22 protein-coding genes are annotated in these 26913 nt (G+C 69.7%); 12 read left to right on the forward strand and 10 right to left on the reverse strand.

Annotation, left to right across the window (positions count from 1 at the left end):
* Nucleotides 1-13: 13 nt before the first annotated feature.
* Genes amrb99_RS11975 through amrb99_RS11985 form a run of 3 tightly spaced genes read right to left on the reverse strand, consistent with a single transcriptional unit; the run spans nucleotide 14 to nucleotide 3183 of the window.
* Nucleotides 14-1156 carry a hypothetical protein gene (locus amrb99_RS11975; protein WP_190855991.1) on the reverse strand — a complete coding sequence of 381 codons (1143 nt, stop codon included), beginning with the start codon at nucleotides 1154-1156 and terminating at the stop codon, nucleotides 14-16.
* Nucleotides 1157-1213: 57 nt separating this feature from the next.
* On the reverse strand, nucleotides 1214-2503 hold the full coding sequence (locus amrb99_RS11980; RefSeq protein ID WP_190855992.1) for an ATP-binding protein: 1290 nt from the start codon (nucleotides 2501-2503) through the stop codon (nucleotides 1214-1216).
* On the reverse strand, nucleotides 2500-3183 hold the full coding sequence (locus amrb99_RS11985; protein WP_190855993.1) for a response regulator: 684 nt from the start codon (nucleotides 3181-3183) through the stop codon (nucleotides 2500-2502). The genes amrb99_RS11980 and amrb99_RS11985 overlap by 4 nt, the downstream gene beginning before the upstream one ends.
* Nucleotides 3184-3282: 99 nt before the next feature.
* Between amrb99_RS11985 and amrb99_RS11990 the strand changes: the two genes are divergently transcribed.
* The 3 genes from amrb99_RS11990 (at nucleotide 3283) to amrb99_RS50965 (ending at nucleotide 5475) form a co-directional block, all read left to right on the forward strand.
* A complete protein-coding gene (locus tag amrb99_RS11990; protein ID WP_190855994.1) occupies nucleotides 3283-3840 on the forward strand; it encodes a hypothetical protein in 558 nt (185 codons plus the stop codon).
* Between the two features lie 132 nt (nucleotides 3841-3972).
* Nucleotides 3973-4734, forward strand: a complete 762-nt coding sequence (locus tag amrb99_RS11995; RefSeq protein WP_190855995.1) for an NAD(P)H-binding protein — start codon at nucleotides 3973-3975, stop codon at nucleotides 4732-4734.
* A 57-nt stretch (nucleotides 4735-4791) separates the two neighbouring features.
* The gene (locus amrb99_RS50965) at nucleotides 4792-5475 is read left to right on the forward strand and encodes a hypothetical protein (protein WP_241755491.1); all 684 of its coding nucleotides are present in this window, start codon (nucleotides 4792-4794) and stop codon (nucleotides 5473-5475) included.
* Nucleotides 5476-5515: 40 nt separating this feature from the next.
* Here amrb99_RS50965 and amrb99_RS12005 read toward each other — a convergent pair whose 3' ends face one another.
* Together amrb99_RS12005 and amrb99_RS12010 are read right to left on the reverse strand one after the other, a co-directional pair.
* Nucleotides 5516-6436, reverse strand: coding sequence for an ABC transporter ATP-binding protein (locus amrb99_RS12005; protein ID WP_190855996.1), 921 nt, complete (start codon nucleotides 6434-6436; stop codon nucleotides 5516-5518).
* Entirely contained in the window at nucleotides 6424-7347 is a 924-nt protein-coding gene (locus amrb99_RS12010; RefSeq protein WP_190855997.1) for a hypothetical protein, read from the reverse strand. Before amrb99_RS12010 ends, amrb99_RS12005 begins: the two co-directional genes overlap by 13 nt.
* Before the next feature lie 67 nt (nucleotides 7348-7414).
* On the opposite strand from amrb99_RS12010, the gene amrb99_RS12015 reads away from it, so the two are divergent.
* The 3 genes from amrb99_RS12015 (at nucleotide 7415) to amrb99_RS12025 (ending at nucleotide 9149) form a co-directional block, all read left to right on the forward strand.
* Complete coding sequence (locus amrb99_RS12015) at nucleotides 7415-7714, forward strand: helix-turn-helix transcriptional regulator (protein WP_190855998.1); 300 nt, start codon at nucleotides 7415-7417, stop codon at nucleotides 7712-7714.
* A complete protein-coding gene (locus amrb99_RS12020; protein WP_190856147.1) occupies nucleotides 7711-8457 on the forward strand; it encodes a hypothetical protein in 747 nt (248 codons plus the stop codon). The genes amrb99_RS12015 and amrb99_RS12020 overlap by 4 nt, the downstream gene beginning before the upstream one ends.
* 149 nt (nucleotides 8458-8606) lie before the next feature.
* Entirely contained in the window at nucleotides 8607-9149 is a 543-nt protein-coding gene (locus amrb99_RS12025) for a Pycsar system effector family protein (RefSeq protein ID WP_190855999.1), read from the forward strand.
* A gap of 51 nt (nucleotides 9150-9200) precedes the next feature.
* Here amrb99_RS12025 and amrb99_RS12030 read toward each other — a convergent pair whose 3' ends face one another.
* Nucleotides 9201-9719, reverse strand: a complete 519-nt coding sequence (locus amrb99_RS12030) for a hypothetical protein (protein WP_190856000.1) — start codon at nucleotides 9717-9719, stop codon at nucleotides 9201-9203.
* Between the two features lie 423 nt (nucleotides 9720-10142).
* Here amrb99_RS12030 and amrb99_RS12035 point away from each other — a divergent pair, with 423 nt between their 5' ends.
* The 3 genes from amrb99_RS12035 (at nucleotide 10143) to amrb99_RS12045 (ending at nucleotide 14563) form a co-directional block, all read left to right on the forward strand.
* Nucleotides 10143-11267 carry an FAD-dependent oxidoreductase gene (locus tag amrb99_RS12035; protein WP_190856001.1) on the forward strand — a complete coding sequence of 375 codons (1125 nt, stop codon included), beginning with the start codon at nucleotides 10143-10145 and terminating at the stop codon, nucleotides 11265-11267.
* Nucleotides 11264-12886, forward strand: coding sequence for a thiamine pyrophosphate-binding protein (locus tag amrb99_RS12040; protein ID WP_190856002.1), 1623 nt, complete (start codon nucleotides 11264-11266; stop codon nucleotides 12884-12886). The genes amrb99_RS12035 and amrb99_RS12040 overlap by 4 nt, the downstream gene beginning before the upstream one ends.
* A 318-nt stretch (nucleotides 12887-13204) precedes the next feature.
* Nucleotides 13205-14563 carry a site-specific integrase gene (locus tag amrb99_RS12045; protein WP_190856003.1) on the forward strand — a complete coding sequence of 453 codons (1359 nt, stop codon included), beginning with the start codon at nucleotides 13205-13207 and terminating at the stop codon, nucleotides 14561-14563.
* Between the two features lie 356 nt (nucleotides 14564-14919).
* On the opposite strand, the gene amrb99_RS12050 is transcribed toward amrb99_RS12045, so the two are convergent.
* Nucleotides 14920-15387 carry a hypothetical protein gene (locus tag amrb99_RS12050; RefSeq protein WP_190856004.1) on the reverse strand — a complete coding sequence of 156 codons (468 nt, stop codon included), beginning with the start codon at nucleotides 15385-15387 and terminating at the stop codon, nucleotides 14920-14922.
* A 147-nt stretch (nucleotides 15388-15534) separates the two neighbouring features.
* Between amrb99_RS12050 and amrb99_RS12055 the strand changes: the two genes are divergently transcribed.
* Both amrb99_RS12055 and amrb99_RS12060 read left to right on the forward strand, forming a co-directional pair.
* Nucleotides 15535-18984 (forward strand): hypothetical protein, encoded by a 3450-nt coding sequence (locus amrb99_RS12055; RefSeq protein ID WP_190856005.1) that lies wholly within the window; start codon nucleotides 15535-15537, stop codon nucleotides 18982-18984.
* Between the two features lie 589 nt (nucleotides 18985-19573).
* Nucleotides 19574-19756, forward strand: coding sequence for a hypothetical protein (locus amrb99_RS12060; RefSeq protein ID WP_190856006.1), 183 nt, complete (start codon nucleotides 19574-19576; stop codon nucleotides 19754-19756).
* A 189-nt stretch (nucleotides 19757-19945) separates the two neighbouring features.
* Here amrb99_RS12060 and amrb99_RS12065 read toward each other — a convergent pair whose 3' ends face one another.
* The 3 genes from amrb99_RS12065 to amrb99_RS12075 all read right to left on the reverse strand — a co-directional run bounded on the left by amrb99_RS12065 (nucleotide 19946) and on the right by amrb99_RS12075 (nucleotide 24907).
* Nucleotides 19946-23446: a phosphotransferase gene (locus amrb99_RS12065; RefSeq protein ID WP_190856007.1), complete on the reverse strand. Its 3501-nt coding sequence runs from the start codon at nucleotides 23444-23446 to the stop codon at nucleotides 19946-19948.
* Between the two features lie 386 nt (nucleotides 23447-23832).
* The gene (locus tag amrb99_RS12070) at nucleotides 23833-24066 is read right to left on the reverse strand and encodes a DUF397 domain-containing protein (protein WP_190856008.1); all 234 of its coding nucleotides are present in this window, start codon (nucleotides 24064-24066) and stop codon (nucleotides 23833-23835) included.
* A complete protein-coding gene (locus tag amrb99_RS12075) occupies nucleotides 24059-24907 on the reverse strand; it encodes a helix-turn-helix transcriptional regulator (protein ID WP_190856009.1) in 849 nt (282 codons plus the stop codon). The genes amrb99_RS12070 and amrb99_RS12075 overlap by 8 nt, the downstream gene beginning before the upstream one ends.
* Nucleotides 24908-25320: 413 nt before the next feature.
* On the opposite strand from amrb99_RS12075, the gene amrb99_RS12080 reads away from it, so the two are divergent.
* On the forward strand, nucleotides 25321-25776 hold the full coding sequence (locus amrb99_RS12080) for an ATP-binding protein (RefSeq protein ID WP_277819898.1): 456 nt from the start codon (nucleotides 25321-25323) through the stop codon (nucleotides 25774-25776).
* Nucleotides 25777-26913: the final 1137 nt, after the last annotated feature.

Raw genomic sequence — 26913 nt, forward strand, 5'->3', positions numbered from 1 at the left:
GCGCGCCTCCCCGTCATGACGACGCCGCCGTCGTCGGGGACGTCGCGGGCGACGAGGTAAGGGTCGGCGACGGTGCGGGGGTGGGGACCGCACCGTCGCCGAGGTTCGGCAGCGGGTCGCCCTGGCCGACGCGGACGCCGCCCCGCGTCGCTGCGACCGCCCGGCCGGACGCGGCGACCCGCAGCGTCCAGCCGCCGATCCGCAACCCGTCGAGCGCGGCGGGCCGCCCGCCGGACAGCACTCCGAACACCACGGACGCGGGACCGGGCGCCTGCCCGGTCGAGCACGGCAGGCCGCGCCCGGTCGTCCCGAGGTAGGCGCCCGTCCGGACGGCGCCGCCGTCCTTCACCGCGGCGGGCGCGGTCAGCCGGGAGAACGTCGACGCGAGCCCGTTGGGGTGGATCAGCAGCAGCATCGCGTGCCCGGACGTCCGGCCGCACAGCCGGTAGAGGCGGCCGGGCCCGGGTGCCAGGACCCGGCCGTCCCCTCCCGCGAACGCGATCGCCCTCGGGTCGCCGGCGGGCCGCATCGTCCACGACCCGCCGGGACCCCAGGGCAGCTCCAGCCCGGTGGCCGCCCCGCTCACGGCGGCCTTCCCGTAGCGGGCGAGGAGCGCGCGTTCGCCGTCCGGCACGACGTCGGACGGGGCGTGCTTCGCGAACGCCGCGAAGGTCGGCGCGCCGGTCACCGCCACCTGCCAGCCCGTCGTGAGGCGGCGGGCGATGAACAGCGACGCGTCGGGCGGCGCGTCCACGCCGTCCGGCGGCGCGATGACCGACGAGCCGAACGCCCAGCCCTTCGCGGCGTCCGACCGGGACAGCAGCACGGTCGGCGCCTTCGGCGCGCGCCCGCCGAACTCGCGGCGCGCGATCGTCGAGCGCTGGCGGAGCACCGCGGTGCGCACCGTCCGGACCAGCGGGGCGGTCTTCGCGGTCGTCTCCGCGGGCTTGGTGCCCCGCGACGCGTGCGCCGGGCGGGTCCGCTGGGACGCGGGCTCGGGTGCCGCCGCCGGGCGGCCCCGCGGCGCCTGCGTCGCCTGGGCCACCACGGCGCACAGCACCAGCAGGACGGCGCCCGCGCCGGCGCCGCCGAGCCGCACGATGCGGTTGGCCAGCGGCAGTACGGATCCGCCGCCGGACCGCGGTGGGGACATCACCCCGCCAGAGTCGCGGCTCACCCGATAAGGCGGCGCTTCGGACGGGTTAAGAGTCGGCTAAGGCGCGTGATCCCCATCGCGCGGCGGGATGCCGAAACGGACCATCACCCGCGCGCCCCCGGCCGGTGACTCGCCGAGCTGGAGGCTGCCGTGGCTCGCCTCCGCCGTGCGCCGCACGATGTCCAGCCCGAGGCCCGTCGACGACGCGGTGCTGACCCCGCGCCGCAGCAGATGCCGGCCGCCGAAGCCGGGGCCCGCGTCGTCCACCGTCAGGTACACCGCGCCGCTGCGCGCCTCCAGCGCCACGCCCATCGCGCCGCCCTCCGGCGTGTGCGCGAAGACGTTCCCGAGCAGCGCGTCCAGGCACGCCGACAGGTCCTCCGCGCGCACACGGACCAGCAGCGGTCCCGACGGGATGCGCAGGTCCATCCGCCGGTCCTGCTCGTCGGCCAGCACCGACCAGAACCGCACCCGCTCCGCCACGACCGCGGTCGCGTCGGTGCAGGGCGCCTCCGCCCGCACCGGCCGCCGCGTCGTGTTGATCAGCTCGGTGACGGTCCGCTCCAGCACGTCGACCTGCTCGCCGATCCGGCCCGCCTCCGCCGGGTCCCGCAGCGTCTCCGCCTCCAGCCGCAGCACCGTCAGCGGCGTGCGGAGCCGGTGCGACAGGTCCGCGGCCTGCTCCCGCTCCCGCGACAGCAGCGCGCCGATCTGCCCCGCCAGCTCGTTCAGCCCCACCGTCACGTCGCGGATCTCCGGCGGTCCGCCCGGCTCGACCCGCGCGTCCAGGTCCCCGGTGGAGATGCCCTTCGCCAGCGCCGCCAGCTTCGTGATCCGCCGCACCAGCGACCGCGCCAGCCGGTCCGCCACCAGCACGCTCACCGCCAGCAGGCCCGCCGCGAGCCCCGCCAGGATCGCCCACGCCCGGCCGACGCCCGCGAACATCTGCCGGTCCGTGACGAACGCGCGGATCACCGCCGTCCCGCCGCGGCCGCCGAGCACCGCCACGAGGATCTCCCGCCCGCCCGGCGTGTCCACCGTCAGGCTCCGGCCCCGCTCCGCGAGCCGCACCCCGGCGTCCCGCTCGGCGGGCGCGCCGCTGAACCGCCCGTCCGGCCACAGCACCGTCATCGGGTAGCCGCTCGACGCCGTCTGCTGCAGCGCCACCTCGACCGTCGCGCGGTCGCCCGCCGCCACCACCGGCGCCAGCGCCTGCGCCCGCACGTTCGCCGCGGCGAGCGTCCGCGTCCGCGCCACGTCCCGCACCAGCAGCGACAGCGGGACGAGGAACGCCACCAGCACCAGCACCACCGTCGACGCCACCAGCAGCGTGATGTGCCGCCTCACGACGGGTCGACGATCTTGATGCCGGACCCGCGCACCGACCGCAGGTACCGCGGCCGCGACGCCGACTCGCCCAGCTTGCGCCGCAGCCACGCCACGTGCACGTCGATCGTCTTGTTCGCCCCGCCGAGCGGCACGTGCCACACCTCGGTGAGCAGCTCCCGCTTCGACACCACCTGCCCCGGCCGCGACGCCAGGTAGAGCAGCAGGTCGAACTCCTTCGGCGACAGCTCCAGCGGCCGCCCGTCCAGCGACGCCTCGCGCGCCGCCGCGTTCATCCGCAGCCCGCCCACCCGCACCTCCCGGGCCGCGCCGCCGGGGTCCTCCGCCCGCCGCAGCACCGCCCGGACCCGCGCGTCCAGCTGCCCCGCCCCGAACGGCTTCACCAGGTAGTCGTCCGCGCCCGCGTTCAGGATCCGCTCGATCTCCCGCTCGTCGTCGCGGGCCGTCGCCACGATCACCGGGACGGAGCTGACCGCGCGCAGCATCCGCAGCACCTCCGCGCCGTCCAGGTCGGGCAGCCCGAGATCGAGGATCACCAGGTCCGGCCGGGCGCTCACCGCCCGCCGGATGCCGTCCATGCCCGTGGGCGCCGACGCGACCGCGTGCCCGCGCTCGCCCAGCGCGCGGACGAGCCTGCTGCGCACCTCGGCGTCGTCTTCCACCAGCAACAGTTGCGCCACGGCGCCACGCTAGACCGGGAACGCTGCCGGGAAAGGTCCTATAGACGCCTTAATGGCTGCTTAGCCGAACCTTAGCCATGAATGTGGAACAGTTCGCGCATGTCCAAGCACAGCGCGCTCGCCGCCACGGTGTGGTCGGCGGCCGCGGTGCTCGGAGTCGGCGCCGGCATGGCCGCGATCTCCGCCGTCGGCACCGGCATCACCGAACGCGGCGTCAAGCCGATGACGCCCGGCGAGGTGGACGCCGCGCTCGCCGTCCCGGCCACCCCGCCGGGCCCGCCGCCGTCCGCCGCCGCGCCCTCGCCGTCCGCGCCGCCGCGGCGCGACCCGCCCCGTCCCGGCCCGACCGTCACCGTCACCCGCCAGGTCACCACCGCCATCACCAACCTGGCCTCCGAGGCCGGCGACATCGTCGCCCGCTGTGACCGCGGCGCCGCCTTCCTCGTCTCCTGGACGCCCGCGCAGAACTTCAGCGTCGGCGCGAGCAACCGCACGCCCCCGGGGGCCGTCTTCGTCCGGTTCCAGTCGTCCACCCGGTTCGTCACGATGACCGTCACCTGCCGCGCGGACCGCCCGTCCGCCGCCGTCAGCGTGGACCGCCGCGACGGGGACCCCCGTTCCCAGTACCCCCATCGCCATTTCCCCGGCAGGGGCTAGCGAGGCCCCCGACTCGCTAGCCCCTGCGCTCCCCTTCCGGTGACGCGGATCACCCCGCGCCTCATGTCACGTTCCCGGCGGAAGGCCCCGTCTAGGTGGTCGATCGCAATGAGAACGGCCTAGGAGGACGACATGAGCGCGCAGATCCTGCTCACCGGCGGCACCGGCACCCTCGGCGGGCATGTCCTGCCCCTGCTGCGGGACGCCGGGCGCGACGTCCGGGTGCTCAGCCGCCGCCCGCACGAGAGCACCGCCGGCGTCGAGTACGTGACCGGCGACCTCCTCAAGGACGAGGGCGTCGAGGAGGCGGTGGACGGCGTCGAGACCGTCCTGCACCTCGCGGGCGGCGCCAAGGGCGACGACGAGGCGACCCGCAACCTCGCCCGGGCCGCCGCGCGCGCGGGCGTGCGGCACTTCGTCCTGATCTCGGTGATCGGCGCGGACCGCGTCCCGATCGGCTACCTGCGCACGCAGCTGCGCGCCGAGGAGGTGCTGATCGAGTCGGGCGTGCCGTGGACGATCCTGCGCGCCGCCCAGTTCCACGACCTGGTGTTCACGATGGCGCGGAAGATGGCGAAGCTGCCGGTCGTCCCGAAGCCGGGCGGCCTGCGCTTCCAGCCGGTCGACTCGCGCGAGGTGGCCGCCCGCCTGGTGGAGCTGGCGCTCGGCGGTCCCGCCGGCCGCGTGCCCGACCTCGCCGGCCCGAAGGTGTACCGGATCGACGAGCTCGTCCGCGGCTACCTGGACGCGGCGGGCAAGCGCCGGCCGATGCTGCCCGTCCGCGTGCCCGGCAAGGCCGGCCGCGCCTACCGCGACGCCGCGAACCTCTCGCTGGAGAACGCCGACAAGGGCGCCCTGACGTGGGAGGACTACCTGGCCACCCACGTCGGCTAGGCCGCAGGATCCCGGCGCAGGAGGACGAGCACGGACACCCCCGCCGCCAGGACGGTCGTGGCGAGCTGGCACGCGATCCCGGTGCCGAGGCGCGCCGTCCCGCCGGGGGTCGAACAGGTGCGTCCAGTCCTGCCAGTAGTGCACCGGCAGGACGACCTGGACGGCGCGCAGCACCGGCGACCCGTTCAGGATGCTCGCCGCGACCACGAACCCGACGGCCGCGCCGAGCGCCTCGGCGCCGCGCGGCAGCAGCAGCCCCAGCGCGAACGCGATCCCGGCGATGCTGAGCATGCACAGCAGCGTGTAGCCGGACGCCGCGAGCACCCGCCCGATCGCGTCCCCGGTGGACAGGTCGGCCGCGCCGATGACACGGAACGGGTGCCAGCCGAACAGCACCAGCCCGGCGCCGACGCCTCCGGCCAGCACGAACAGGGTCGCCGCGGCGGTGACGACCGCGACGGCGCCGAGCTTGCCCGCCAGCAGCCGTCCCCGGCCGACCGGCGCGACGTACAGGTACCGCAGCGTCCCCCAGTCCCGGTCGGACGAGCCGATCGCGCTCGCCAGCAGCGCCACGACGACCGGCAGCAGCAACGGGCCGACGAACTCCAGGCTCGCCATCGCGTGGTTGAGCGCGGAGAACGGCGACGCGCCGTACAGCCCGCCCTGGTCGCCGTTGCGGTGCCCGGCATGCGACGCGGTCGCCAGCCCCGCGATGACCGGCACGGCGGCCAGGCACGCTAGCGCCACCAGCGTGCGGATCCGCAGCAGCTGGGTCCTCAGTTCAACGCGCAGCACGCCCGCCCTCCCCTTCGGTCATCGTCAGGAACGCCTCCTCCAGCGACCGGTCCGCCCGGGTCACCGACATGACGCCCACACCCGCCGTGACCAGCGCCTGCACGAGTTCCGCCGGCGGCGTCCCCGGCGCGGTCACGACCAGATGCCCGTCCCGTACGGCGACCGACGCGACGCTCCGCGCCTCCCGCAGCACGGCCGCGGCCCGCCCGGTGTCGTCCACCTCGACGCGGTAGGCGTCCTCGCCGCCGAGCAGCTCGTCCAGCGGGCCCGACGCGACGAGCCGCCCCCGGTTCATCACCACGGCGTGCGTCGCGAGCTGCTGCACCTCCGCCAGCTGATGGCTCGACACCAGCACCGCCGCGCCGCCCCGCGCCAGCTCCCCGAGCCGCTCGCGCAGCGCCCGCACCTCCGCCGGGTCCAGGCCGTTCGCCGGTTCGTCGAGGATCAGCACGTCCGGCGCGCGCATCAGCGCCTGCGCCAGCATCAGCCGCTGCTTCATCCCCATCGAGTAGCCCTTGACCTTCCGGTTAACCGCCGCGCCCAGGCCCGCGAGGTCGAGGGCGTCGTCCAGCGCGGGCGGCGGCCACTCCCGTCCCGTCGCCGCCCACAGCAGCCTGAGGTTCGCCGTTCCGGACAGGTGCGGGACGAACGCCGGGCCGTCGATGAGCACCCCCGCCCGCCGCAGCACCGGGGCGCCGAGCCGGACCGGCTCGCCGAGGATCCTCGCCTCGCCCTCGTCCGGCCGGGACAGCCCGACGAGCATCCGGATGGTCGAGGTCTTGCCCGCCCCGTTCGGCCCGAGCAGCGCGCAGACCTGCCCGGTCCCGACCGTGAAGCCGAGCCCGCGCACCGCCTGCCGCCGCCCGTACCGCTTGGACAGCCCGCTCGCACCGATCACCGCTGCCATTGCCTCCCCTTCGTCATGAGCAGCACCCCGGCGACGGCCGTGGTGGCCGCCCCGGCCCCGAACGTGAGGACGGCGGCGTCCGCCACCGACGTCACCGTCCCCGGCCAGAGCGCGTCGCGGAACGCCACCGCGAGCTGGACCGCGACGCACCCCGCCACGACCGACGCCTCGCCGGCGCGCCGCGTCCACGGCCGCTCCGGACGCGCGACGAACCCGGCGACCGCGTTGGCGATCAGGCAGAACGCCAGGTGGGACGTGAACTCGACGGCGAGCACCCACGCGATGAGCGCCGGGTCCGTCCAGTGCTCGCCGACGACCATCGCGCCGACGATCCCCACCGCGGCGAGCGCGCTGGCCAGCACGAACACGCTCATCGCGTGCCTGCGCACCCAGTCGGCGGCGCCCGGCGCGGCCCATCGCCGCACCAGGGGCGTCCGGCTCGCGACCAGCAGGACGTCCCCGAGCCAGTCGTGCCGCCACCGCACCCGGGGGCTCCGGCACCGCGCCAGCATCACCGCCACGACCGCCGCGCACACCGACGTCACGGCGAGCCCGGCGACCAGGACCCATGTCCACGCGCCCCACGACCGCCGCACCGCCCCGACGGCGGCCCACTCGAACGCCAGCGTGATCCCGACGAGCGAGGTCATCGCCCCCGCCGCCCGCACCGTCTGGCGCTCCCGGTCGGGGCCGCCCGGCGCCCGCCACGCGAGCAGCCGCAGCGCGATCACCGCGGCGAGCATCGGCACCGCGAACTGGGCCAGCGACACGGCCACGTCGTAGGGGTCGTCCTGCCACGGGCTCTCCGCCCGGACCGCCTTGTCCTGCGTGGCGAACACCGTCAGCGCCTCGAAAAGGCAGGCCAGGGCGAGGCCCGCCAGCACGGCCCGCAGCCGTTCCGTCCGTTCCATGGCCGCCATAGTACGCGCCTCGTACTACGTGGCAAGTAGCATCGTGCCTCGTACTACACTCGGGGGCGTGCACAGCAACGACGCCCAGATGCTCGTCCTGACCGTCCTCGCCGAGGGACCCCTGCACGGCTACGCCATCAACACCGCGATCGAGGAGCTCACCGGCCGCAAGCTCGGCCCCGGCAGCCTCTACGGCGCGCTGTCCCGCCTCGAGGCCCGCGAGCTGATCCGCCCGTCCGACGACGCGTCCGACGCCCGCCACCGCACCATGCGGATCACCGACGCCGGCCGCGCCGCGCTCCGCGTCGAGCTGGAGCAGATGGCCCGCGTCTCCCAGGCCGGCCTCCGCGCCCTGGGCCCGGCATGAGGGCGTCCGCGCTCTACCCGCCGCCTGTCCGCGAACGCTGGGGCGCCGAGATCGACGGCGCGCTCCGCGACGCCGGCCCGCGCGCCTGGCCCGACACCCTCGCCGGCGCCGCCCGCCTCTGGCTGCACCCCACCGACTGGCCCGAGTCCGGCACCGGGCAGACCCGCCGCACCGTCGCCGTCGCCCTCTTCGCGGTCCTCGCCCTGTCGACGCTGCTGCTGCGCGCCGTGGAGCCGTCCAGCACCCTGACCGCCGACCCGGCCCACCCCGCGACCAGCCTCTGGCTCGCCCCGGTCCTCCTCGGCGCCGCCCTCGCCGCCCCGCTCCCGCCCCTCTTCCGCCGGACGGTCCTCCGCGACCTGGCCGTCCAGGCCGTCCGCACCCTCGCGGCCCCCGGCCTGGCCGTCCTCGCCATGCTCCTCATCGCCCGGACCGGCGCGCTGAAGCACCCGCCCGCACCCCTCGACGCGGCCCTGTTCGCCTACTACTGGGCGACGCTCGCCTTCATCGCCTACCGCCTCTGCATCCTCATCGCCCGCGCCGCACGCACCGCCGCGCTGCCCTCCACCCGCCGCCTGACCGCCGCCCTCGCCCTCACCGGCACCGGCCTCGCCGCCGCCGCGGCCCAGAGCGCCACGACCGCCGTCCCCGCGACCCTCGCCCTGACCGCCCTCGCCCTCCCCACCCTCCTCGCCGCCCACGACCTCGCCAAATCCGCCGGGACGCCTTTCGGTCGCCTTTAGCCGCGGCCTTCCTCACCATCCGGCGGAGACCGGACTCCGGGAAATCCTCGCCCCTCCGGTTACCCCCGGGACATATTCCGGTTCCACCGGACCTCACCGTTCTCCTCACCGCGTCCAAAAGAAGGAGCCGGCGACAGCGGAGGGGAACGATGACACAGACCTCGAACCATTCCGACCGGCAGTCCGGGGCCGGGGACGAGTCCTTCGAGACCTACGCCTGGCGCGTCCACCAGGCCCTGCACGACTGGACCGCCAAGGTCGACGCGAAGGCCTCCGTCGTCCTCACCCTGGAAACGGCGATCCTCGGCATGATCGTTGTCTTCGCGCAGTCCGGAAAGCGGCTGCGGCACCTGTCCGGCCTCGAGACCTGGACCTTCGGCATCGGCGTCGCCCTCCTGGTCGGCGCCATCGTGCTCGCCGGAGCCGCCGTCTTCCCTCAGCTCAACCGCCTGGAGGCGCGGAGGAACTGGCGGCGAGGCTACGTCTACTTCGGCCACCTGCGCCGCTGGGACCCGGCCGAACTCGTCACCGCGCTCGAACACGGCGTCGGCAGTCGCAACCGCCTCGTGCTCAGCACCCAGCTGGTCGCCCTGTCCAAGATCGTCTGGCGCAAGCACTCGTTCCTGCAGTACTCCATGGTCACGGTGATCCTCGGCAACATCGGCGTCTGGCTCCCGCTCCTGCTCTCCTGAGCCGGGAGCCGCACGGCGCGCCGATCGGAGCCCGCGCGCGCCCTCGGCGGACTACTGGGTCTCGGTGATGCGGACGGCGGCCTGGCCGGAGAAGCGGACGCTGGCGTTGTGCGGCGCGGCCTGCACCCACTGGTCGAACCCGTCGAGCGAGCACTTCATGACGTCGGGCGGGGTGGGGGAGCCGTCAGGGCAGGTGCCGCCGGCGACGTACAGGACGGTGTCGTCGGCGGTGAAGAAGGCGACGTTGCCGACGAGGAACTTGCCCGGGGCCAGGTAGCGCAGCCGCCCCCACTTGGTGGTGATCTGCTGGCCGCCCTGCGGCGCGGGCGGGGTGTGCTGGACGACCGGGGCGCCCTGACCGCCCGAGCCCTGCGGGGTGGAGGCGCCCGGGGTGGACGGCGTGGACGGCGTGGAGGAGCCGCCCGGCGCCGGGGTCTCGCTCGGTGCCTGCGTGGATCCGCCGGGCGTCGAGGACGGCGCCGCCGCGGTCTTGCCGCCGCCGTTGCCGCCGCAGGCCGTCAGGCCGAGCGCCAGTGCCGCCGCCACTCCGCCGATCACGATCTTCCGCATGGGTCGCCGCTCCCTCTCTCGGTGCGCGGCCTCCGTGGTCGCGCTGTGCAGGGTGAGATGCGGACCCGTCCCCGCGCGGTTGGCGCCGCCGGACGTGATCAATCCGACCCGCCGCGGCCCGAACCCGCGCCCCGCCGCGGGCGTCTGGATGTCCAGAGAGCGCACAGAAGTTCGCGCATCCCCGGAATCTTTTCCGAGGATGCGCGAGCGGCCTCCACCGCCGTGGCCCCGCCCACCCCGCACTAAGCGTCGCGCCTTGCACATTGCTCCAGATCGACCCTTTTCGGGCGACTCCGTATAGGTCATATCTTCTCAAGGTCAAGCTCCGATGTATGCCGTCTTGAGGGCGGCCCCGGAAGGGCAGGAAGGCAGCCGGGGAAAGGGAAGGACAGTGCCGGTGGGAGCGCCGGAAGGGGAACCGCGATGCCGTCCGATGACGCCGAGCTGCCGACGCCGGACTTCACCTTCGACGCCGACGCGCAGGGCGCCTGCGTCGCGGGGATCAGGCCCTACCGCTGCGGCTCCTACCGCCTGGAGCCGAAGACGGTGTCCGGCAGGTTCGTCGTCCACAACTACGGCCACGGCGGTGCCGGCATCACGCTGAGCTGGGGATGCGCGGCCAAGGTGCGGGACTTCGTCCAGGCGCGGATCGCCACGTCGCACGAGACGGAGGTCGCGGTGCTCGGCTCGGGCGTCATGGGCCTGACGGCGGCGACGCGCCTGCTCGACCTCGGCCTCACCGTCACGATCTACGCGGACCGCATGTTCGCCGACACCACGTCCCATAAGGCCGGCGGCCAATGGGCGCTGTCATTGGTCGAATACCAGGGCAAGGACAGCGAGCTCAAGGACATCCTCACCACGGCGTACACGACCTTCAAGTGCGGCATCGGCCAGGGCTTCGGCGTCTCCGAGCGCCCCAATTACGCCTCGAAGAAGACCCACAACCTGGAGGAGGTGCTGCGTATCGCGCCCTCCTTGATCCCACCCCGTGTGGACCTCCCGCGGATGCCGTTCCACGGGCACCACAACCCGGGGCACCTGTACCGAACCCTGCTGATCGAACCGCCGACCTTCCTGAAACGGCTGGCGGACGACCTGAACAGCCGCGGGGCCCGCTTCGTGCAGTGCAAGTTCACCGACCAGGCGCACGTGTTCCGCACGGTGACGCAGAAGGTCATCGTCAACTGCACCGGCTACGGCGCGAAGAAGCTCTGGAACGATACGGCCATGCACCCCATCCGCGGCGACCTGGCGATGCTGCGGCCCCAACTGGACCTGCAGTACCTCTACAGCCAGAACGGCTACATGTTCCCGCGCAGCGACCACGTCGTCATCGGCGGGAACTTCGACTGCACCGAGAACGAGCAACCGAGCAAGGCGGAGTGCAAGAAGCTCGTAAGAGCGATCGCCATGAACTTCGGCCTCGCACCGCCGATGGCGATTCCCGAGAACTTCATCCAGCATCCGCGGATCACCGAGTGGCTGAGGCGGCGCCGCCTGGCCCCCGCGGACACGCCCTGCGTCCCGCCCTGCAACCCGGTATGACCTCCACCGTCGCCGACTACGTCCTGAGGCGCCTCGCCGAGCAGCACGTGGACACGCTGTTCGGCGTCCCCGCCGCCTACTGCTCGGACCTCTTCGACGCGGCCGGCGCGCACGCCATCAGGACCGTGGTCACGGCGAGCGATCTCGAAGCCGGGTACGCGGCCGACGGGTACGCGCGCGCGAAGGGCCTCGGCGCCGTCGCGGTCGCCTACGGCGTCGGCACGCTCAGCATGATCAACGCCATCGCCGGGGCGTACGTCGAACGCAGCCCGGTCGTCGTCGTCAACGGCGGCCCGAGCCCCCACAGCATCGGCAACCAGAAGAACCTCGACATCGTCTTCTCCCATTCGATCGGCCGCCCCGACACCGACCTGAGCGCCTACGCACTCGTCACCGCGAGCGCGGCCCGGGCCGTCACCGCCGCCGACGTGCCCGCCGTGGTCGACAACGCGATCGCGACCGCCCTCAAGCGGAAACGGCCGGTCTACATCGAGATCAACCTGGACCTCTGGGACAAGCCCTGCCCCGCGCCGTCCGGACCGCTCCCCCTCACCGACCCGCCGGCCGGCACCGAGAAGCAGCTCGCGGCCACGATCGTCGGCCTCATCCGGGCGGCGACCTCGCCGCTCGTCCTCGTCGGCACGGAGATCCAGCGGTACGGGCTCGCCGACAAGGCCGCCGATCTGCTCGCCAAGCTCGGGACGCGCTGGTCGACCGCCCTGCTCGCCAAGTCGGTCCTGCCCGAGCAGGGCAAAGGCTGGGTGGGGGTCTACGATCCGCCGCACTCGGCCCCGGCCGCCGCGCACGCCGTCCGGGACGCCGACCTGCTCGTGATGCTCGGCTGCGTCCTCCCCAACGGCTACGCACCGCTCGTGACCAGCGGCATCGGACGCATCGTCACCGCCTACGACGGCAAGGTGAGGATCAAGGGATCCCCCAAACAGAACGCCGAGCTCGCCGCCCTCGTAACGGAACTCGTCGCCGAAGCGGCGAAGGCGCCGCCCCGCCCCGTCCCCGCCGGCGTACACCCCGCCACCCCCGCCCCCGCCACCGGCGCCCTGACCTACCGCCAGGTCTACGAACGCGTCGGCGCCGCCCTGGACGAGTCCTGGCTCGTCATCTCCGACACGCTCCTCGGCGTCGTCTCGGCCGCGAACCTGCCCGTGAAGGGCCGGGACGCGTTCATGTGCAGCGGCGTCTGGGCCTCCATCGGCCATTCCGTCACCGCCGCCGTCGGCGCCTCGTTCGGCTCGTCCCGCCGCCCCCTGGTCATCTGCGGCGACGGCGGCTTCCACATGACGGCACAAGCACTGTCCACCATGGCGCGCTACGGCCGCGACCCGGTCGTCATCGTGATCGACAACGGCATCTACGCGTACGAGCAGTTCCTCCTCAACAGGACCTACTTCACCGACCCCAACGCCCAGCCGAAGCCCTACGTCACCCTCAACCGCTGGGACTACACCAAATTCGCGAACGCCCTAGGCATCCAATCCACCCACACGGCTACCACCGCCACAGCCCTGGACACAGCCCTGACAACCGCAAAATCCTCGACCACCACGACCCTGATAATCGCCCAAACCAACCCCCACGACCTCCCCCAAGAACTCCCCTAACCACCCCGACCAAACAAAACCACAACCACCACGTACCCCCACGTGCGAGACGATATCGCCCTCTCATCGTCCTTCAGCATGTGCAATCAATCAGCGACTCGACCAGCGGCCCGACAGAATTTTCCACCCTGCAACAGCGACGATTTTGAACCCACGACAACTTAGTCCCGAACTCCAAATCCTGCCCATTTGGGGGTCATGCAGGTAAAGGCGATCCGCGTTAAAATCCCAGGTAGACGGCCTGCGGAGGTGTCAGCCATTCACGGACAAGGATGGCCTGTCCGCCACCGTCCACGGACAAATCACGGACGGATGATCATGGAGGATCGCGCCTTGGGATACGCGAAGAAGCGCAAGGGTAACAACGGAAAGTACCGCTACACGGCCTGCTACGTCGACATCAGAGGTCGGCTGCGGTCGGCCGGGACATACTCGAACAAAAAGGACGCCGACAAAGCATGGCAACGAGCGGAGGTCGAAGTCTCCAGAGGCCGCACGGGAGACCCCGGCCGAGGAAGACAACGCTTCAAGGACTACGTGGAGGAGACCTGGCTCCCGAACCACCAGGTCGAGGCCACCACCCGTGAGGGCTACACGTACGCGATCTACAGGAACATCATGCCGACGTTCGGCTCGATGCGGATGATCGACATCCTCCCCGAGCACGTCCGCGCGTGGATCACGGCCCTCAAGAACCAGGGCATGAAGCCGGTGACCATTCGCCACAACAAGATCATCCTCAGCGCCATCTTCACCACGGCGATGGACGACCAGGTCACCTTCATCCATCCCTGCCGCGGAGTACGCACGCCCCCGGTCGTCCGCAAGCCCCTCGAAATCATCACCCCCGAGCAGTTCGACGACGTCTACCACGCACTCCCCGAGGGCGCCTTCCGGCTTCTCGCCGAAACCGAGATCGAGAGCGGCCTCCGCTGGGGCGAGCTCAGCGAGTTGCGCGTGAAGGACCTCAATATCCGAACCCGCATCCTCACGGTCAGCCGCACCGTCGTCGAGCTGAATCCGAAGTTCCACCCGGAAGGCCGTCACTTCCTCGTCAAGGACTACCCGAAGGACAAGGAGTACCGCCGCTTCAAACTCAGCACCCAGATCACCGAGAAGCTAGAGGAGCACATCAGGTCAGCGAGCCTCACCCAAGACGACCTCCTCTTCCAGATGCCACCCCAGGACAAGCCCCGAGCCCGCATCACCGAGATCCCAGACCCAGCCACCCTCGGCCGCACAGAACCGAACGAGAAGGGCCGCACCTACAACCACGGCACCCTCAGCGGGTACACCGCCGGCCGCTGCCGCTGCGACTACTGCCGAGGCGCCTTCACCCTCTACCGAGCCGCCCGCCGCGCGAACGGCAAGGACAACCCGCGCCCCCGACGCGTCCGCGAAACCGACGGCCACATCCCGAACGACTGGTTCCGCCGCAGAATCTGGTACCCCGCCCTGGCCGCCGCCGGCCTCAACTTCAGACCCACCATGCGCGACCTACGCCACGCTCACGCCTCGTGGCTCCTCAACGGCGGCGCCGACCTCCAGGTAGTCAAAGAACGCCTTGGCCACGCCTCCATAGCCACAACCGAGCGCTACCTACACACCCTCCCCGACGCCGACGAAACCGCCCTAGAGGCCCTCGCCAAAACCCGCAGCCGCTCAACCACCCGATAGCCGAGCGGAGCCGCAGGGAGGACCGGGCTCCGGCCCTCCCTGCGGTCCAGGGCCTGGCCCAGTTGCGATGGCGGGCGGGAAAGCGGCTGTTGCGCGAACGGTTGGCCCACTGCGGCTTCAGCGATGAGGTCGTCCATCCCCCGCTACCGGAGAACTTCCAGCACATCCTCGACGCTGCGATGTGTCACCACGGCACTGCCCCACTGGAAAGGCTGTTGGACGACGGTTCCTACCTGGTCACCGCAGGGATACTGGACGAGGCCGAGGTCCGCGGCGCGTGCCGTGCGTTCACCGCGACCGGCGACCGCGTCTACGAGGTGTACCGCCGTTGATACTGGAGGCGGGACTGCGGTCCCTCACCCGGTCGAGACGGTCTGCGTCAGCACCGGCAGGTCCGGCTGCCGCTCCGCAGGCCGGGACATGATGTAGGCGGTCCGGCCCCGCCGCTCGACCTCGCGCAGCAGCCGCCACCCTTGCTCCCGGCAGTAGTAGTCCGCCGGCCGGGCGTGGAACGCGCCGCGCCGCACATGAGCCTGGCCGGTTCGGGCGGCATGGTCCAATGCCCACCGTGCGATCACGTGCCCGAGCCGGGCACCGTTGGTGGGCAAGGTCCATGTCGAGACTTGGAAGAACGACGACTCGGCACGCTCGGCGTCGGTGTACGCCCATGCCGGGCACTCCTCCAGCACGGTAGTGCAGCCGAGCACAGTCCCATCGTCCTCCAGCACCCACACCGGCCACTCGGCTTCTCCGAGCTGGCCGGCCAGCGTCGCGGCGACATCGTCGGGAACCCGGAGTCGCCGCTCGTGGCGCAGGGGACACAAGCAGCAGGGCCTCACAGCCAGGAGCCAAACCGCCGCCACGAGGCCCCGAGCCCCCGTTCGATGCCAGCGGACCAGGTCGGCCACGAACCCGCGAGTTGAAGGGGACAACTCCAGCGCAGCTGGATAGGACATCAACAGGAGCTTCTTGTGATCAAGATGATCGCAAACCTCGACTTACCACGAGCTCTTTCGATTATCGACGCGCTGTGCAGCCCCCTGGCCAGCCTGTTCGCTATTGATATGCTTGGACCATCTCGCGAAACCACGGTAACGAGGGATGCGGTGTCCGACGGATCCGAGGCGGCAGCCGAACGCTATCTTCCAGTCGATCTCGCGCGTCAAGATCCGCCGCTCCATCGCCCGGTAGTGACCGATCCGAAGATCTCACTGCTCCCGTTCAATGACCTGCACTGGGAGGATTTCGAGCGCCTGCTGCTCGATGTCGCGCAGGTCGTCGACCACCTCGTCGAGGCACGCAGGTACGGCGTGTCCGGCCAAGAGCAGGCGGGCATTGACGTCGTCGGCCGATCCCGCAACGGCGACTGGCATGCTTACCAGGCGAAGAAGGTCACCCAGTTGAGGCGGGCGCAGGCGCGCCAAGCGCTCGACACCTTCGCAAAAGGGCGCCGACCTCTTAGCGCGCGTAGGCTGGTCATTGCCACCGCGTGTCGGGGCATCCGGGCGGAGGTCAGTGACCTGATCCACGAGTATCAAACCGAGTACCCGAACTTGGAATTCGATCAGGTTTGGGATGCCGAATACCTCAGTACAGTCCTACGAAGCCATCCGCGCATCGTCGGCCGATATTTTGGGAACGATGTCGCCTGCCGTTTCTGCGACGCCGCGGTGCCGCCCAAGTCGAAGGCGAACTCAGTACTGACACATGAGGAGATGCTTCAGGGGCTGAGCAGCAGGCACACGTTCTTGCTCGACAGCGAACTGCCCTTCGCTGGGCCGGGGGCAGAACACGTGGCCGACCCTGCTCGGTTGCTCGCCCGCCTTCCGGGCTCGGATCCCCCCGGTGTGCTCCTTGTCGGCCCTGCCGGGGCAGGGAAGACCCGTACCTGCTTTGAGGTCGCGGCACGAGCTTATGCTGACGGCTGGCGGGTGCTGCACGTGCCAGCGAGCCCCGAGGTGACCGTCGAGCAGCTCAGCGCTGACGTGCTTGAACCCGGCCATGGCCGCATCCTGCTGATCTTTGATCACCTTGATGCATGCTCGCAGCTTGATCTGCGGGCCCTGGCCGACAGGTTCCTGGCGGAGGCCAAGCGGTCGGGAATGGACGTGACATTCCTGGCCTCAACGCGCTCCGGCTCAAGGAACGAGCTCATGAACCAACGAGGAGGTGGGCTCCTTTTCAACCTGGTGCGCCTCCGCGACGATCAGACATACCGCTCCCAGGTCGCCGGGCACATAATTCATTCGGTCGCACCCACCGCCGTTCGGGAGTTGGGCGAAGCGGCGATGGCCAAAACATGCGGTCAGCGCCCGATTATCACGCTACTCATAGCGCGGACGATTGAGAGGTACCTTGCGGAAGGGCGCAGGGTGCCAGATGTAGTGAGCTCACACGCCGGCCAGTTGCGACCATGGCTACGAGATGCGCTCCGGCACGATCAGCTCACCCATACCGACATGACACGCCAGGGCCCCCTGGACATGGTGGAGCCCTCCGCGCAGGAACTGGCGTGCGCCGTGGCAGTGGCCGCCTGTCCCCAACCTCGCGAGGCCGTGGAAGCCGCCGTCAATGAATTGCCAGGGGCAGACTTCGGTGCATCGGCAGTTGCACAGCTACTGAGGTTGGGATGGCTAGAAGAGGTCGGGGGTCAACTCGTCACCGTCCACGACATCGTCACCGACGAACTACTCCTGAACTCGATGCTCCCACCGCCGAACAACACTATCCACGAACCTTCGGCCAGGGCGGCTTGCGCGGCCTTGAGTCGAAGCGGACGATCGTTCGCCCTCCTGGCCGAGCATCTCCGCAGAGTCATGGCGGACCTCTCTGCACAGACAGAGCGCGACCAGGTCGCCGACCTGGAACGCTTCTGCGGGAAGTGGCTTATCCAGCAGCGAATGCGGCTGGGTGAACTGCTGGTAAGCGCGGGCAAGGATGGCGAGCACGCCCTGCTGACCATTGTGCTCGAACGTCCGTGGGGCGGGGTCGTCACCGAGCACTGGGAAGAGGTCGGTTCACCGTGGCTGGCCAGGGCGGAGGCAAGGCATGAGGCCACCTCGTTCCTGGCCACCGTCGTTCGCTCCAAGAACGCCCCTACGGCGGGCATCACCGCGGCGCTGTCCTGGTTGTCGCGACACTACACTCAGACCGATGCTGACCAAGTGATCCGAGCCCTACTCGGGCGAGTTGATCTGATGCCGACGCAGCGCCGGCTCGTCTTGGATTACGCGATCGCCTGGGTTGAAGATCGACCTCGCTGGGCCGCCACACCCGAGGTCCTCTGCCGACTGCTCACCGGAGCAACCACTCCCGCCGAGCGGATGGAAGCAGCGCGCTGTGCGTTGGGGTGGCTTCGGCGAGACCGGAACCCTCAAGGTCAGGCATTCCGGGTGGTGCGCCTCCTCCTGACGCTCGAGGACTTGCCGGTCGAGAGCCGTGACTTGGCAGTGAGCACGGCGTTGACCTGGGTCGAAACCCACGATCAGGATGGCGCATCCGTCCTGAGCGTATTGCTCCGGGCCAGAACGCTCACCGAACCGCAACGACATCAGGTCGGGTTGATCGGCCTGCGCTGGCTGCGGGAGCATCCGCCCGGGCCAAGTCGACGCCCACTCATCCACGCGCTGCTCGACAGTGACCACGTTCGGGAATGCCTAGCGATCTTGTGGTCGCAGATGCGCGACAACGAGACCGATCCCATAGTAATCCACAGGATGCTCGAGAATGACCGGATCAGCGCCGAGCAGGCCCGGTTCATCATCGGGCAGGCCTTCAACTGGCTACAAACCGCAGAACTGGCCGTCCATAGACGCCTGGTTATCACCGCACTCATGCACCGGGGCGACCTTTCCGCTGAGGAATCTGTCCGCCTGACGGATCACGTCATGGCCCTGGTTGATACAGATCCCGACCCCAAGTTCCTCACGGTGGTGCTGCACCGGGCCTCATCCTTGAACGCTGAGCAGATCCGCCGCATCGTCGCCATGATGGTCGAACGATGCCGATCGAAGAGAGGTCTGAAGCCGAAACGGCCACTCATCAACGCACTTCTACAGCGCTCCGATCTGGCTTTCGATGAGGTCCGGGAAGTCGTCGGGCTCGCCCTAGGGCATCTAGATGTCGATTTCTCTCTGAACAGGGGGGACATTCTCATATCCCTTCTGGAGCGCACCGACCTGCTTCCGGACGAATATGAGCGGGCACTTTCTCACGCCCTCCGCTGGTTGAACGAAGATGGTGCTCTTTCGAACACTCGTTTCCCTTTCCTGTTGATCCGGCTCCTGAGACGTGCGGACCTGCCGCCGCAGACGGCGGCGGCCTACGAATATCACGCGCGGGAGTGGCTTGCCACCGTACCCCTCGACGATAAGCGCGCCTACGAGATAAGCAGAAATCTCCCCTACCGCGCAGGCAACTGATCACCAGGGCTACACTCTTGCTAACATTTGGCGTCTCAGGCGATCACATATTCGCTGGTCGGACTGGGTCCGCCACAAGCCGACGGTGAAGACCTAAAGTCCCCGGCCACCTGGCGGCGACTCGGCATGGGCCGCACCACCAGGGTTGGTCAGTTCGCTGTGCTCCGAGTCGTTCGGAATCTCCCGCTGGACATCCGTGGCGTGGGGCGTAGTGAGCGCGACATGCGGTTGGCGGTATGGGGTCGGACCTGTTGGCTGGGTGTGGTCTGGTTGCGTATGGCGGGAACGCCGTGGACGTTGTGCTGATGCCGGGCCTTCGGTGACCGGCGTGGTGGGTTCTTCGTGGATGTTGGCGCCGGGAACCCGGAATAGGGGTGGCTGACCAAGAACTTTGTGGATCGGCCCGAATGGCACGGGGGCAACATTGAGCCGCTGCCCGAGCCGTTCGAGAGATTGCGGGCTGCTCGGCCGGGTGAAGTGACGCTGGACGTGGCGATCGGGGGTCAGCCTGGTCTGGCAAGCTTCTTTCGGATCGTCCCGGGGCCAGGGAAGAACCGGCGGCGGTGGTCTGAGCACGCTGGAGCGGGACGTGCTGGTGTTGCACCTGGTGAATGGTTGGCGGTGTGCGGAGCTGCGCGTCGAGGTGCAGCGGCTGGAGTCGGTGCTGTCGGAGTACGTGCAGCCGGGGTTCGATCTGTTGGCTGAGGCATCGGTATTGGCCTCGGCGGATCTGGAGGCGTGGCGATCGTGGTCGAGGCGACGGTGCCGTTGACCTCGCGTCCGAGTCATCACGAGTGGGAGCCGGGGGCTGGCGGATGGGTACGAGTTGGCGCTGTTCGACGGGCTGAACCGTTTCTGCGCGTGACGACGAGCCACGGCTTCGAGAGCGGTTGTCGGTGCCGGTCAACGTCCTGGACAACTACATCCTGTATCGGTGGGCGGTGCGGCTGGGCCTACCGGTTTAGAGAGCCAGTTCGTCCTCCACGAGTGCCAGTAGGTCTGGGTGGTTCTCGCGGAGGTGACGGGCGATCCACTGGCCGGCTGTTTCGGTCAGACCTAGGGGGACTGTGTCGATGAGGCGGCGCAGGAGCATGAGCGGAAGCAGGGCGTCCAGTGCCGCGCGGTCTACCTCGCCGTAGCCCTCCAGGAGCGGTTCGGTCGACCCGCCGTGTGGAAGGTCCACGGCAAGGGCCCAGGCGAGGTCGAGCATGGGCGGGCCCTGCTCGATGGCGCCGGGATCCAGGACGCCGGTGAGAGCGTCGCCTTCGAACAGCGCGTTATGGCCGACGGCCAGGTCTCCGTGGATGGGTGTCATCGGCATCGCGTCGCAGGCGTCGCTGAAGCGTTGGGCGAGGGCGGGGTAGGCGCGGGGGACAGCGTGCCGTGCCCCGCCGAGTAGGACGCCGAGCGCGCCGGGATCGTCTAGGCGCAGGCCTACGGCTGGGCTGTGGGAGTGCCACACGCGCAGCGTGCGTCCAAGTGCGCGTTGCTGCTCGAGGGTCGGGTGGTTGCTGTGCGTTCCGGGGAGCCGTTCGAGGACGGCCCACCAGGCGCCGCCAGGGACAGTGCCGTGGTCAAGGAGGCGCGGAGCCGGGATACCGGTAGCGGCGCGGAGCTGCTCCAGGTGCAGGGCGGTCTCTAGTCGCTCGTGGGCGCGGTGCTGAAGTTTGATGACGGTACGCTCCCCGAAGATGATCCCGTCGTCGCCGGCTTGCTGGACGGGTGACCTGTCGAAAGCCGGCGAGGTGGACGCCGACCGTGCAGCGCGATCGAGGACGTCGCTGGGGAGGCGGTCGGTAGGAATGAACGCTTTTCGGTCTGCCACATCGAGCGGTGCGCACGCACTGCGGTGCAAGAGCCGGAGCCGGTCTAGGGGCACCTTCCAGCGCTGTAGGGCGGTGTCGGTACCGTCCAGCAACCGCAGGCCTGCCTCCTCTGGGGCAGGAAGGCCAGTCCACCAACTGGTCACCTGAACCCAGACGGGCAGGCACTCGGGTTGCGGGCCTTGGACGGACGCGGCGAGGCGCGAGGCGATGGCCGTGGCTTGGTCGAGGCGTCCGTCGGCGGCGTACTGCAGTACCCGGATGGCTTCCGCCGGGGTCAGTTCCCCGGTGGCGCCGAGTTCTTCGTATTGACGGGCTGCGGCGTCCAGGAGGTCGGCGGCCTGGCCGTGCTCGCCGCGCAGGGCGTGGGCCATGGACGCGGCCAGGTCGCACTGCGCCACACCGATCAGTTCCCCGACGGCCGAGTTGAGGTCGCGGGCCCGAGGGACGAGGGCAAGGGTGCGGTCGGGGTCGTACCACATCAGCGCGAGGGCCAGATGCCGCAGGGCGCGAGCTTCCCACAGCGGCGTTCCCGCGGCCTGGGCGGCTTCCAACGTGGTCTCGAAGAGACGGGCGGCGTCGGCGAAGCGGGCATTGTGGATATAGGTGTGGCCGAGCATGTCGGCGACACGGATGCGGTCGAGGCCCTCGTCAGTGGCCTTGTCCATCAGGTCGGCGACCTGCCGAAAGTCGCCGCGGCGTAGCGCGTTATCGGCCAGGCCGAAGAGAGCGCTCGCGCCGATCAGCGAGCCGTCGGCCGCGATCGCCGACAAATGCTCGATCGCTTCGTCCAGCCGTCCCGCGACGTGGGCACGGGTGCCCAGTTCCCAGCGGTAGTAATCGGCGAACGGGTCGGCGGACTCGGGCGTCGCGTGCTCGCCGACCAGCCCATGCATCGCCTGGTAGCGGTCCTCGGTGTTGAGGTCGCCGCGAGTGGTCAGCTGGGCGACGGCGGACAGCCGCCTTAGCTCGGGTATCGCGTCCGGCGCGGGAAGGGACGCCAAGACCTGCCAATGGCCGGCGACGCTCAGGCTGTAGGCCAGATCGGCGAGCACCGGCGGCAGAACACCGTGCTCAATCGCAGCACGCAACAGCAGCAAGAACGCGGCGACGGTCCGCCGACTCCGCTCAGCCAGCGAGGCCGACTCTTCCTCGTCCCAGATCGACAGCGCGACCTTCGAGAGGTGGCTGATGGCCCGCTGCAGATGTTCACGTCGCTCACCGGCCGTCCATCCGTCAGGGGTGTGGGCGTCGCAGTCCAGGACGCTGCGGCGCAGGTTCTCGTGCAGCCGGTATGCAGGCCACACCGACTCCTCATGCCGGACGAACGGGCGCGAGATGAACGCGTCGATACGCCGGCGACGGACGCCCGGGAGCATCGCTTGCAGCAGGTCGGCATCGAACGCTTCGAGCAGCGCGGCGGCACGCAGGAGGTCGCGGTCGGTCTCCGACAGGTCCCGCATCGTCCGCAACACCAGCTCGGGGAACCCGAGCCCGAACACCTCTGGCAGCGGCGTCTCGCCACGCGCGAGGTACTGCGCGTACAGGCTCGCCGACAGGTCCAGGTACAGCGGTGACCCGGCGGATCCGGCGATCATCCGGTCCCGCACCGCCTCGTCGATCGCAGGACGGTCCTCCACGGTCAGCCGGGACGTCAGGTACTCGTTCGCGGCCACCGGATCGAAACCGTCCAGCCTGACCTGGACCGGCCCGGCGAGCTCGGGCCAGCGGTGGGCGCCACCGTAGGTCAACCCAAGGGAGCGGACCGGGTCGTGCCAGCCCAGCGGCAACCTGCTGGCCGCCAGGAACGTCACGTTCGGCATCAGGTAGACCAACCGCGACACCAGGTCCTCCAGGCCGCCGCGCTCGGACGGCAACCCTTGGACGATCTCCAACGTGTCGAGCACGCACACCGCGAGCACGGGCTTCTTGGCGCGGGCACGTTCCAGGTCGGCCGACAGCAGGACGGGCATGTAGCCGAGCATCCGATCCGGATCAGCCTCATCCAGGATCGGATCGAGCGCGAGTAGTTCGTTGCGCAGTGACTTCAGCTTGGCCTTCTGCGCGACGGTGCGTCCGAGCTTGTCCAGGACCTGGTAGGTGACACTGATCGCGCCAAACCCGCCGAGGAGTTGGTCAACGGTCCCGCTGACCTGGTCCGCTGCGCGCCGTCCGTCCGCCGACCCCTTGCCGAGAAAGGCGGCGAGCGACTCACCTGGATGCTTGCGCTCCCAGTAGAGGGCGAGCGCGACGTCGAATGCCGGCCAGCTACGCGCCAGACGCCCCAGCCCGGCCCGGACGCGCAGCAGCAACGACTCGAAACTGGAGGTGTCGGGGTCCGCGAAATCCAGGACGACGGACGCCCGGTTCTTCGGTAGCCCCTCCAACTCTCCCCGAACCGCGAGGTCAGCAACGTGCCGCGTCAGCGTCGACTTGCCGATGCCGCCCTCACCGGCCACCGCGAGGATGTTCACCGCCGGCCGCTGGAAGTCCATCAACGCCGGGACGGGCCACTCACGTGCGGAGTGCTCGATCAACCAGCGATGGCACCGATCGATCTGCGCTTCCCGGTTGGTGAACACCTCATTGGTGGCAAACGGAGCGTTAGGCCCATAGCCGAAGAACTGATCGATGCTCACCAGAACACCCGATCACATGGGGCTGCCCGATGACAACGCCGCCCGCGGCCTGTCCGACTCGGCGGTCTTGTCACTTGGTGAGGAAAGACCGTCGCGCATGTGGTGGGCTTCCGGAAATGTAGTCGGCAGTACCTTGGAACGCGGGGTCCAGGGCATGGTCGGGCACCCCTTCCCTCTCACGCTGCGGTAGCTCCAGTTCACCTGGCGCTAAATGAAGGAGCACAGCATCCGGGCCTTCTATGAGATGACCAAGCGCTACGTCGACGACCTTAGCCATCACCGTACTGCTCTACCTGGACAGGTGGCCGTTCCGTCTAGACCCCTGTGTTGCCGCGGCGGAGAGCGCAAGTGCTTGCGGAGGAGTGGCTTCGGCCTCTCAAGCTTGCTCACCTCCGGTCGAAGGCGCCGGTCTTGATCCGATGGCTCAGCCTCCGCCAGGCTCGACCTTCGAGGATGAGCTTGGGGCCTTCCGGGTCCTTGGAATCGCGCACAGCCGCGTAACGAACGCTGTCGAGGCCTCGAAGCCCAAGCGCGAGGGGCAGGGCGGCGACTTCCACGCAGTTCTCACCGCTGGTGCTGTAGGAGGAGCGACGCCACGCGAGGTCGGGACCCTCACCCATCCGTGATCTCCCTTGCAGCACGTTCGATGCGTGCTTCCGACTCGTCCGGAGACATGGCCATTTCGGATAGTTCGTCGAAGACCACCCTACGACGGGCGACGTCGTCTTCGGACTCCAGGTAGATGTCACCGCCAGGAGTCTCCAGGTAGGCGATGTCGGGATCGATGCCGACTTCGAAGGTCAGGACGACGAAACCGCCGTTGAGGCCAGGATGACGGCCGCGATCAAACGGGAGCACCTGTAGGTTTACGTGGGGACGCCGGGAGTCGGTGAGCAGGGAGTCGAACTGCGCTCGCATGGTCTCGGCACTGCCCATCCTGCGAAACAGGATCGCCTCGTCGAGGACGACACGCAGCTCGGGAGCGTTGGGCCGGCTCAGGATCGATCGCCTCGTCATGCGCGCAGCGACACGACGCTCGATGTCCTCAGCATCAGAGGTGAATGCCATCACGACTTCCCGCGCGTAGTCGGGCGTCTGGAGAAGACCAGGTACGACTTGCGGTTGCCACTCGCGGATCTGGGATGCCTCGTCCTCGAGCGAGAGGTACGTGCCGGCGAAGATGTCGCGGTAGGCGGTCCACCAGCCGCGCTTCCAGGCGTCCTTGGCGAGTTGCAGCAGGGCATCGCGTTGGGGGCTGGTAACACCGTAGAGATCCATGACCGCGTTGAGGTCGTTGCCGCTGGCCTTGGTAAGCGCTCGCTCGATCCGCATGACCTTCTGGCGACTCCAGCCCAGCCGTTGGGCGACGTCCTCCGGACGCAGGTCGGCATGTTCGCGCAGTTCACGTAGCTCCCTTGCGAGCCGTCGGCCGCGAACTGTCGGACTGTGTGGCTGCACCATGAGCGGCAGTCTGCCCTCCTCGTTGGGCCGGGAGCAGGACCTTGGAGCAACTCCTCAAGTGAAAACGTCAAAGTCATTGTGATCATGAACTGTACAGAGTCACTATGGCGTGACAACGCATTGCGATCGAAGGATCACAGTGCGAGAGATGGCGGCGAGGTGGGCTACGTCCCTAACCGACGAGCTCGGCAGAGCTGGTCGGGACGAGGCGGAGCGGCTGCCGCGTCGACAGCATTCGCGCGGCCGGGCGATGGATTGGAGACCCTGCCCGGCCGCGCGTCCTCACCCTCGAAAGGGAGGTATGGATGAGGATAGCTCTGAGGGCGGCGTCTCCGCCCTCCTCGAAGGGCGTTGAAGGCTCCTCGCACGTTGCCGGGAAGTCCGGCCCGAGCGAAACGTCCGCCAGGACGAACATGGACGGGACTCTTGCCTTTCCCGTGACGCCGACAACTCGCCGGTCCACGGCTGACGTAGCGAGCACAGAATCGGACAGAGACGGTTCTGTGTGGCAAATCGAGGTGCCCGGAGTAGCCAAGGCGATACCTCTACTGCGCCAGTGGGTGCACCTGCTCTTGGTCGACAAGCTGGCCGAGGCATTCGAGTTGATCGTTAGTGAGTACGGCACAAACGCGCTGTGGCACACGGCCAGCAGTTGGCCAGGCGGCCGGATCAGGGCTGAGCTCAGCATCAGCAGTCAGCAGACACGTCTCACGGTCCTGGACGATGGCCTCGCTCCTGCTCGCACCGATCGGAGCGCCGATCCGGCAGAGCACGGACGCGGATTGCTCCTGGCGGACGCATACGCCGATGAGACCGGCGAGTATGGCTGCGCCGACGGCCACGCCACCTGGGCACTGATCAGGCGCTGAGACCAGGACGCGCGCCGCACCCCCGTGACGCGCGTCCTTCGCCGGCCACCCTGGCCGGCTTGTCGTGCGGCCGGTGACCGTCCCCCCGGTTTCACCGGCCGCACGACCCTTCAACAGGCCCGTCTTGGCCATCCATCACCTGAAGAGCGTGCTCGCCGCGCGCTTGCTCGGAGGTGACCTAGTGACTCTTCCAGAGCCCGTCGCCCAAGCCGGCCGAGTGCCCTACGGACTATCCGCCGAGTGGCCTGACGGTCTGGCTGCGGAGACCGATCTTGATCTGGCCGTCGCATGGCTGCAGCGACGGTATCCAGACCTGTGCTGTTGGTGGGGCGAGTACACCGGCTCTATCTGGGCGCTGCTGCCCGGTCAGCTGGTCGAAGCGAAGAACGTCACCGATCTCGCCCGCCGTATCGACGCGATATACGAGCGCTCGACTCTCCGGGACGCCACGGACTGTCTCATCCAGCAGGAGAAACCACGCCTGGGCACTCCCCACGGGGCATGGGAAGGCCCAGGTCGGCAGCCAGCTCTTGCGGCCGGCCAACCCTCGCTCACTGACGTAGCGGCGTGCCGCCGACGTCACGGCCGTCTCAGCTGCCTACTTACCGGTTGTCGCCGCATCCTGCTGAGAGAAGCACGGCTGGGGGCCGAAAGGCGCTGAAGCGGTACCGATCTCCGTCGAGCGCCCAACCAGGACTCTCGCAGCAGGACCGGCGGAGCCTGACGCCGCTATCAGCCATACAAAGCGCTGCCGAAGTGGGGCGAGTGGATTCGACCATGCTCGTCCGCCGTCCGCCGTCCGCCGTCCGCCGTCCGCCGTCCGCCGTCCGCCGTCCGCCGTCCGCCGTCCGCCGTCCGCCGTCCGCCGTCCGCCGTCCGCCGTCCGCCGTCCGAGCGGATTCGCGGCGCGCGGCACACAAAGCTCGGCGATCGTTGACGACCTGGAGGTCTCGGGTCCCCATCTAGAGCCGCGGAGACTTCCGCTTGCGGCTCAACATCATCGACAGACGCCCTGTCCAGACCGTCCTGGTCCCAGTCGGCCGTCGCCGAATCATCGCGCGGCCTGAGCTCCCGTTTCGTTGAGTGGGAGCGACACAGGTGCCGACGCCGACGGCGAAGGGTTTGGTCCGCGCTTGT

Source organism: Actinomadura sp. RB99 (assembly GCF_014706005.1).
GTDB lineage: Bacteria > Actinomycetota > Actinomycetes > Streptosporangiales > Streptosporangiaceae > Spirillospora.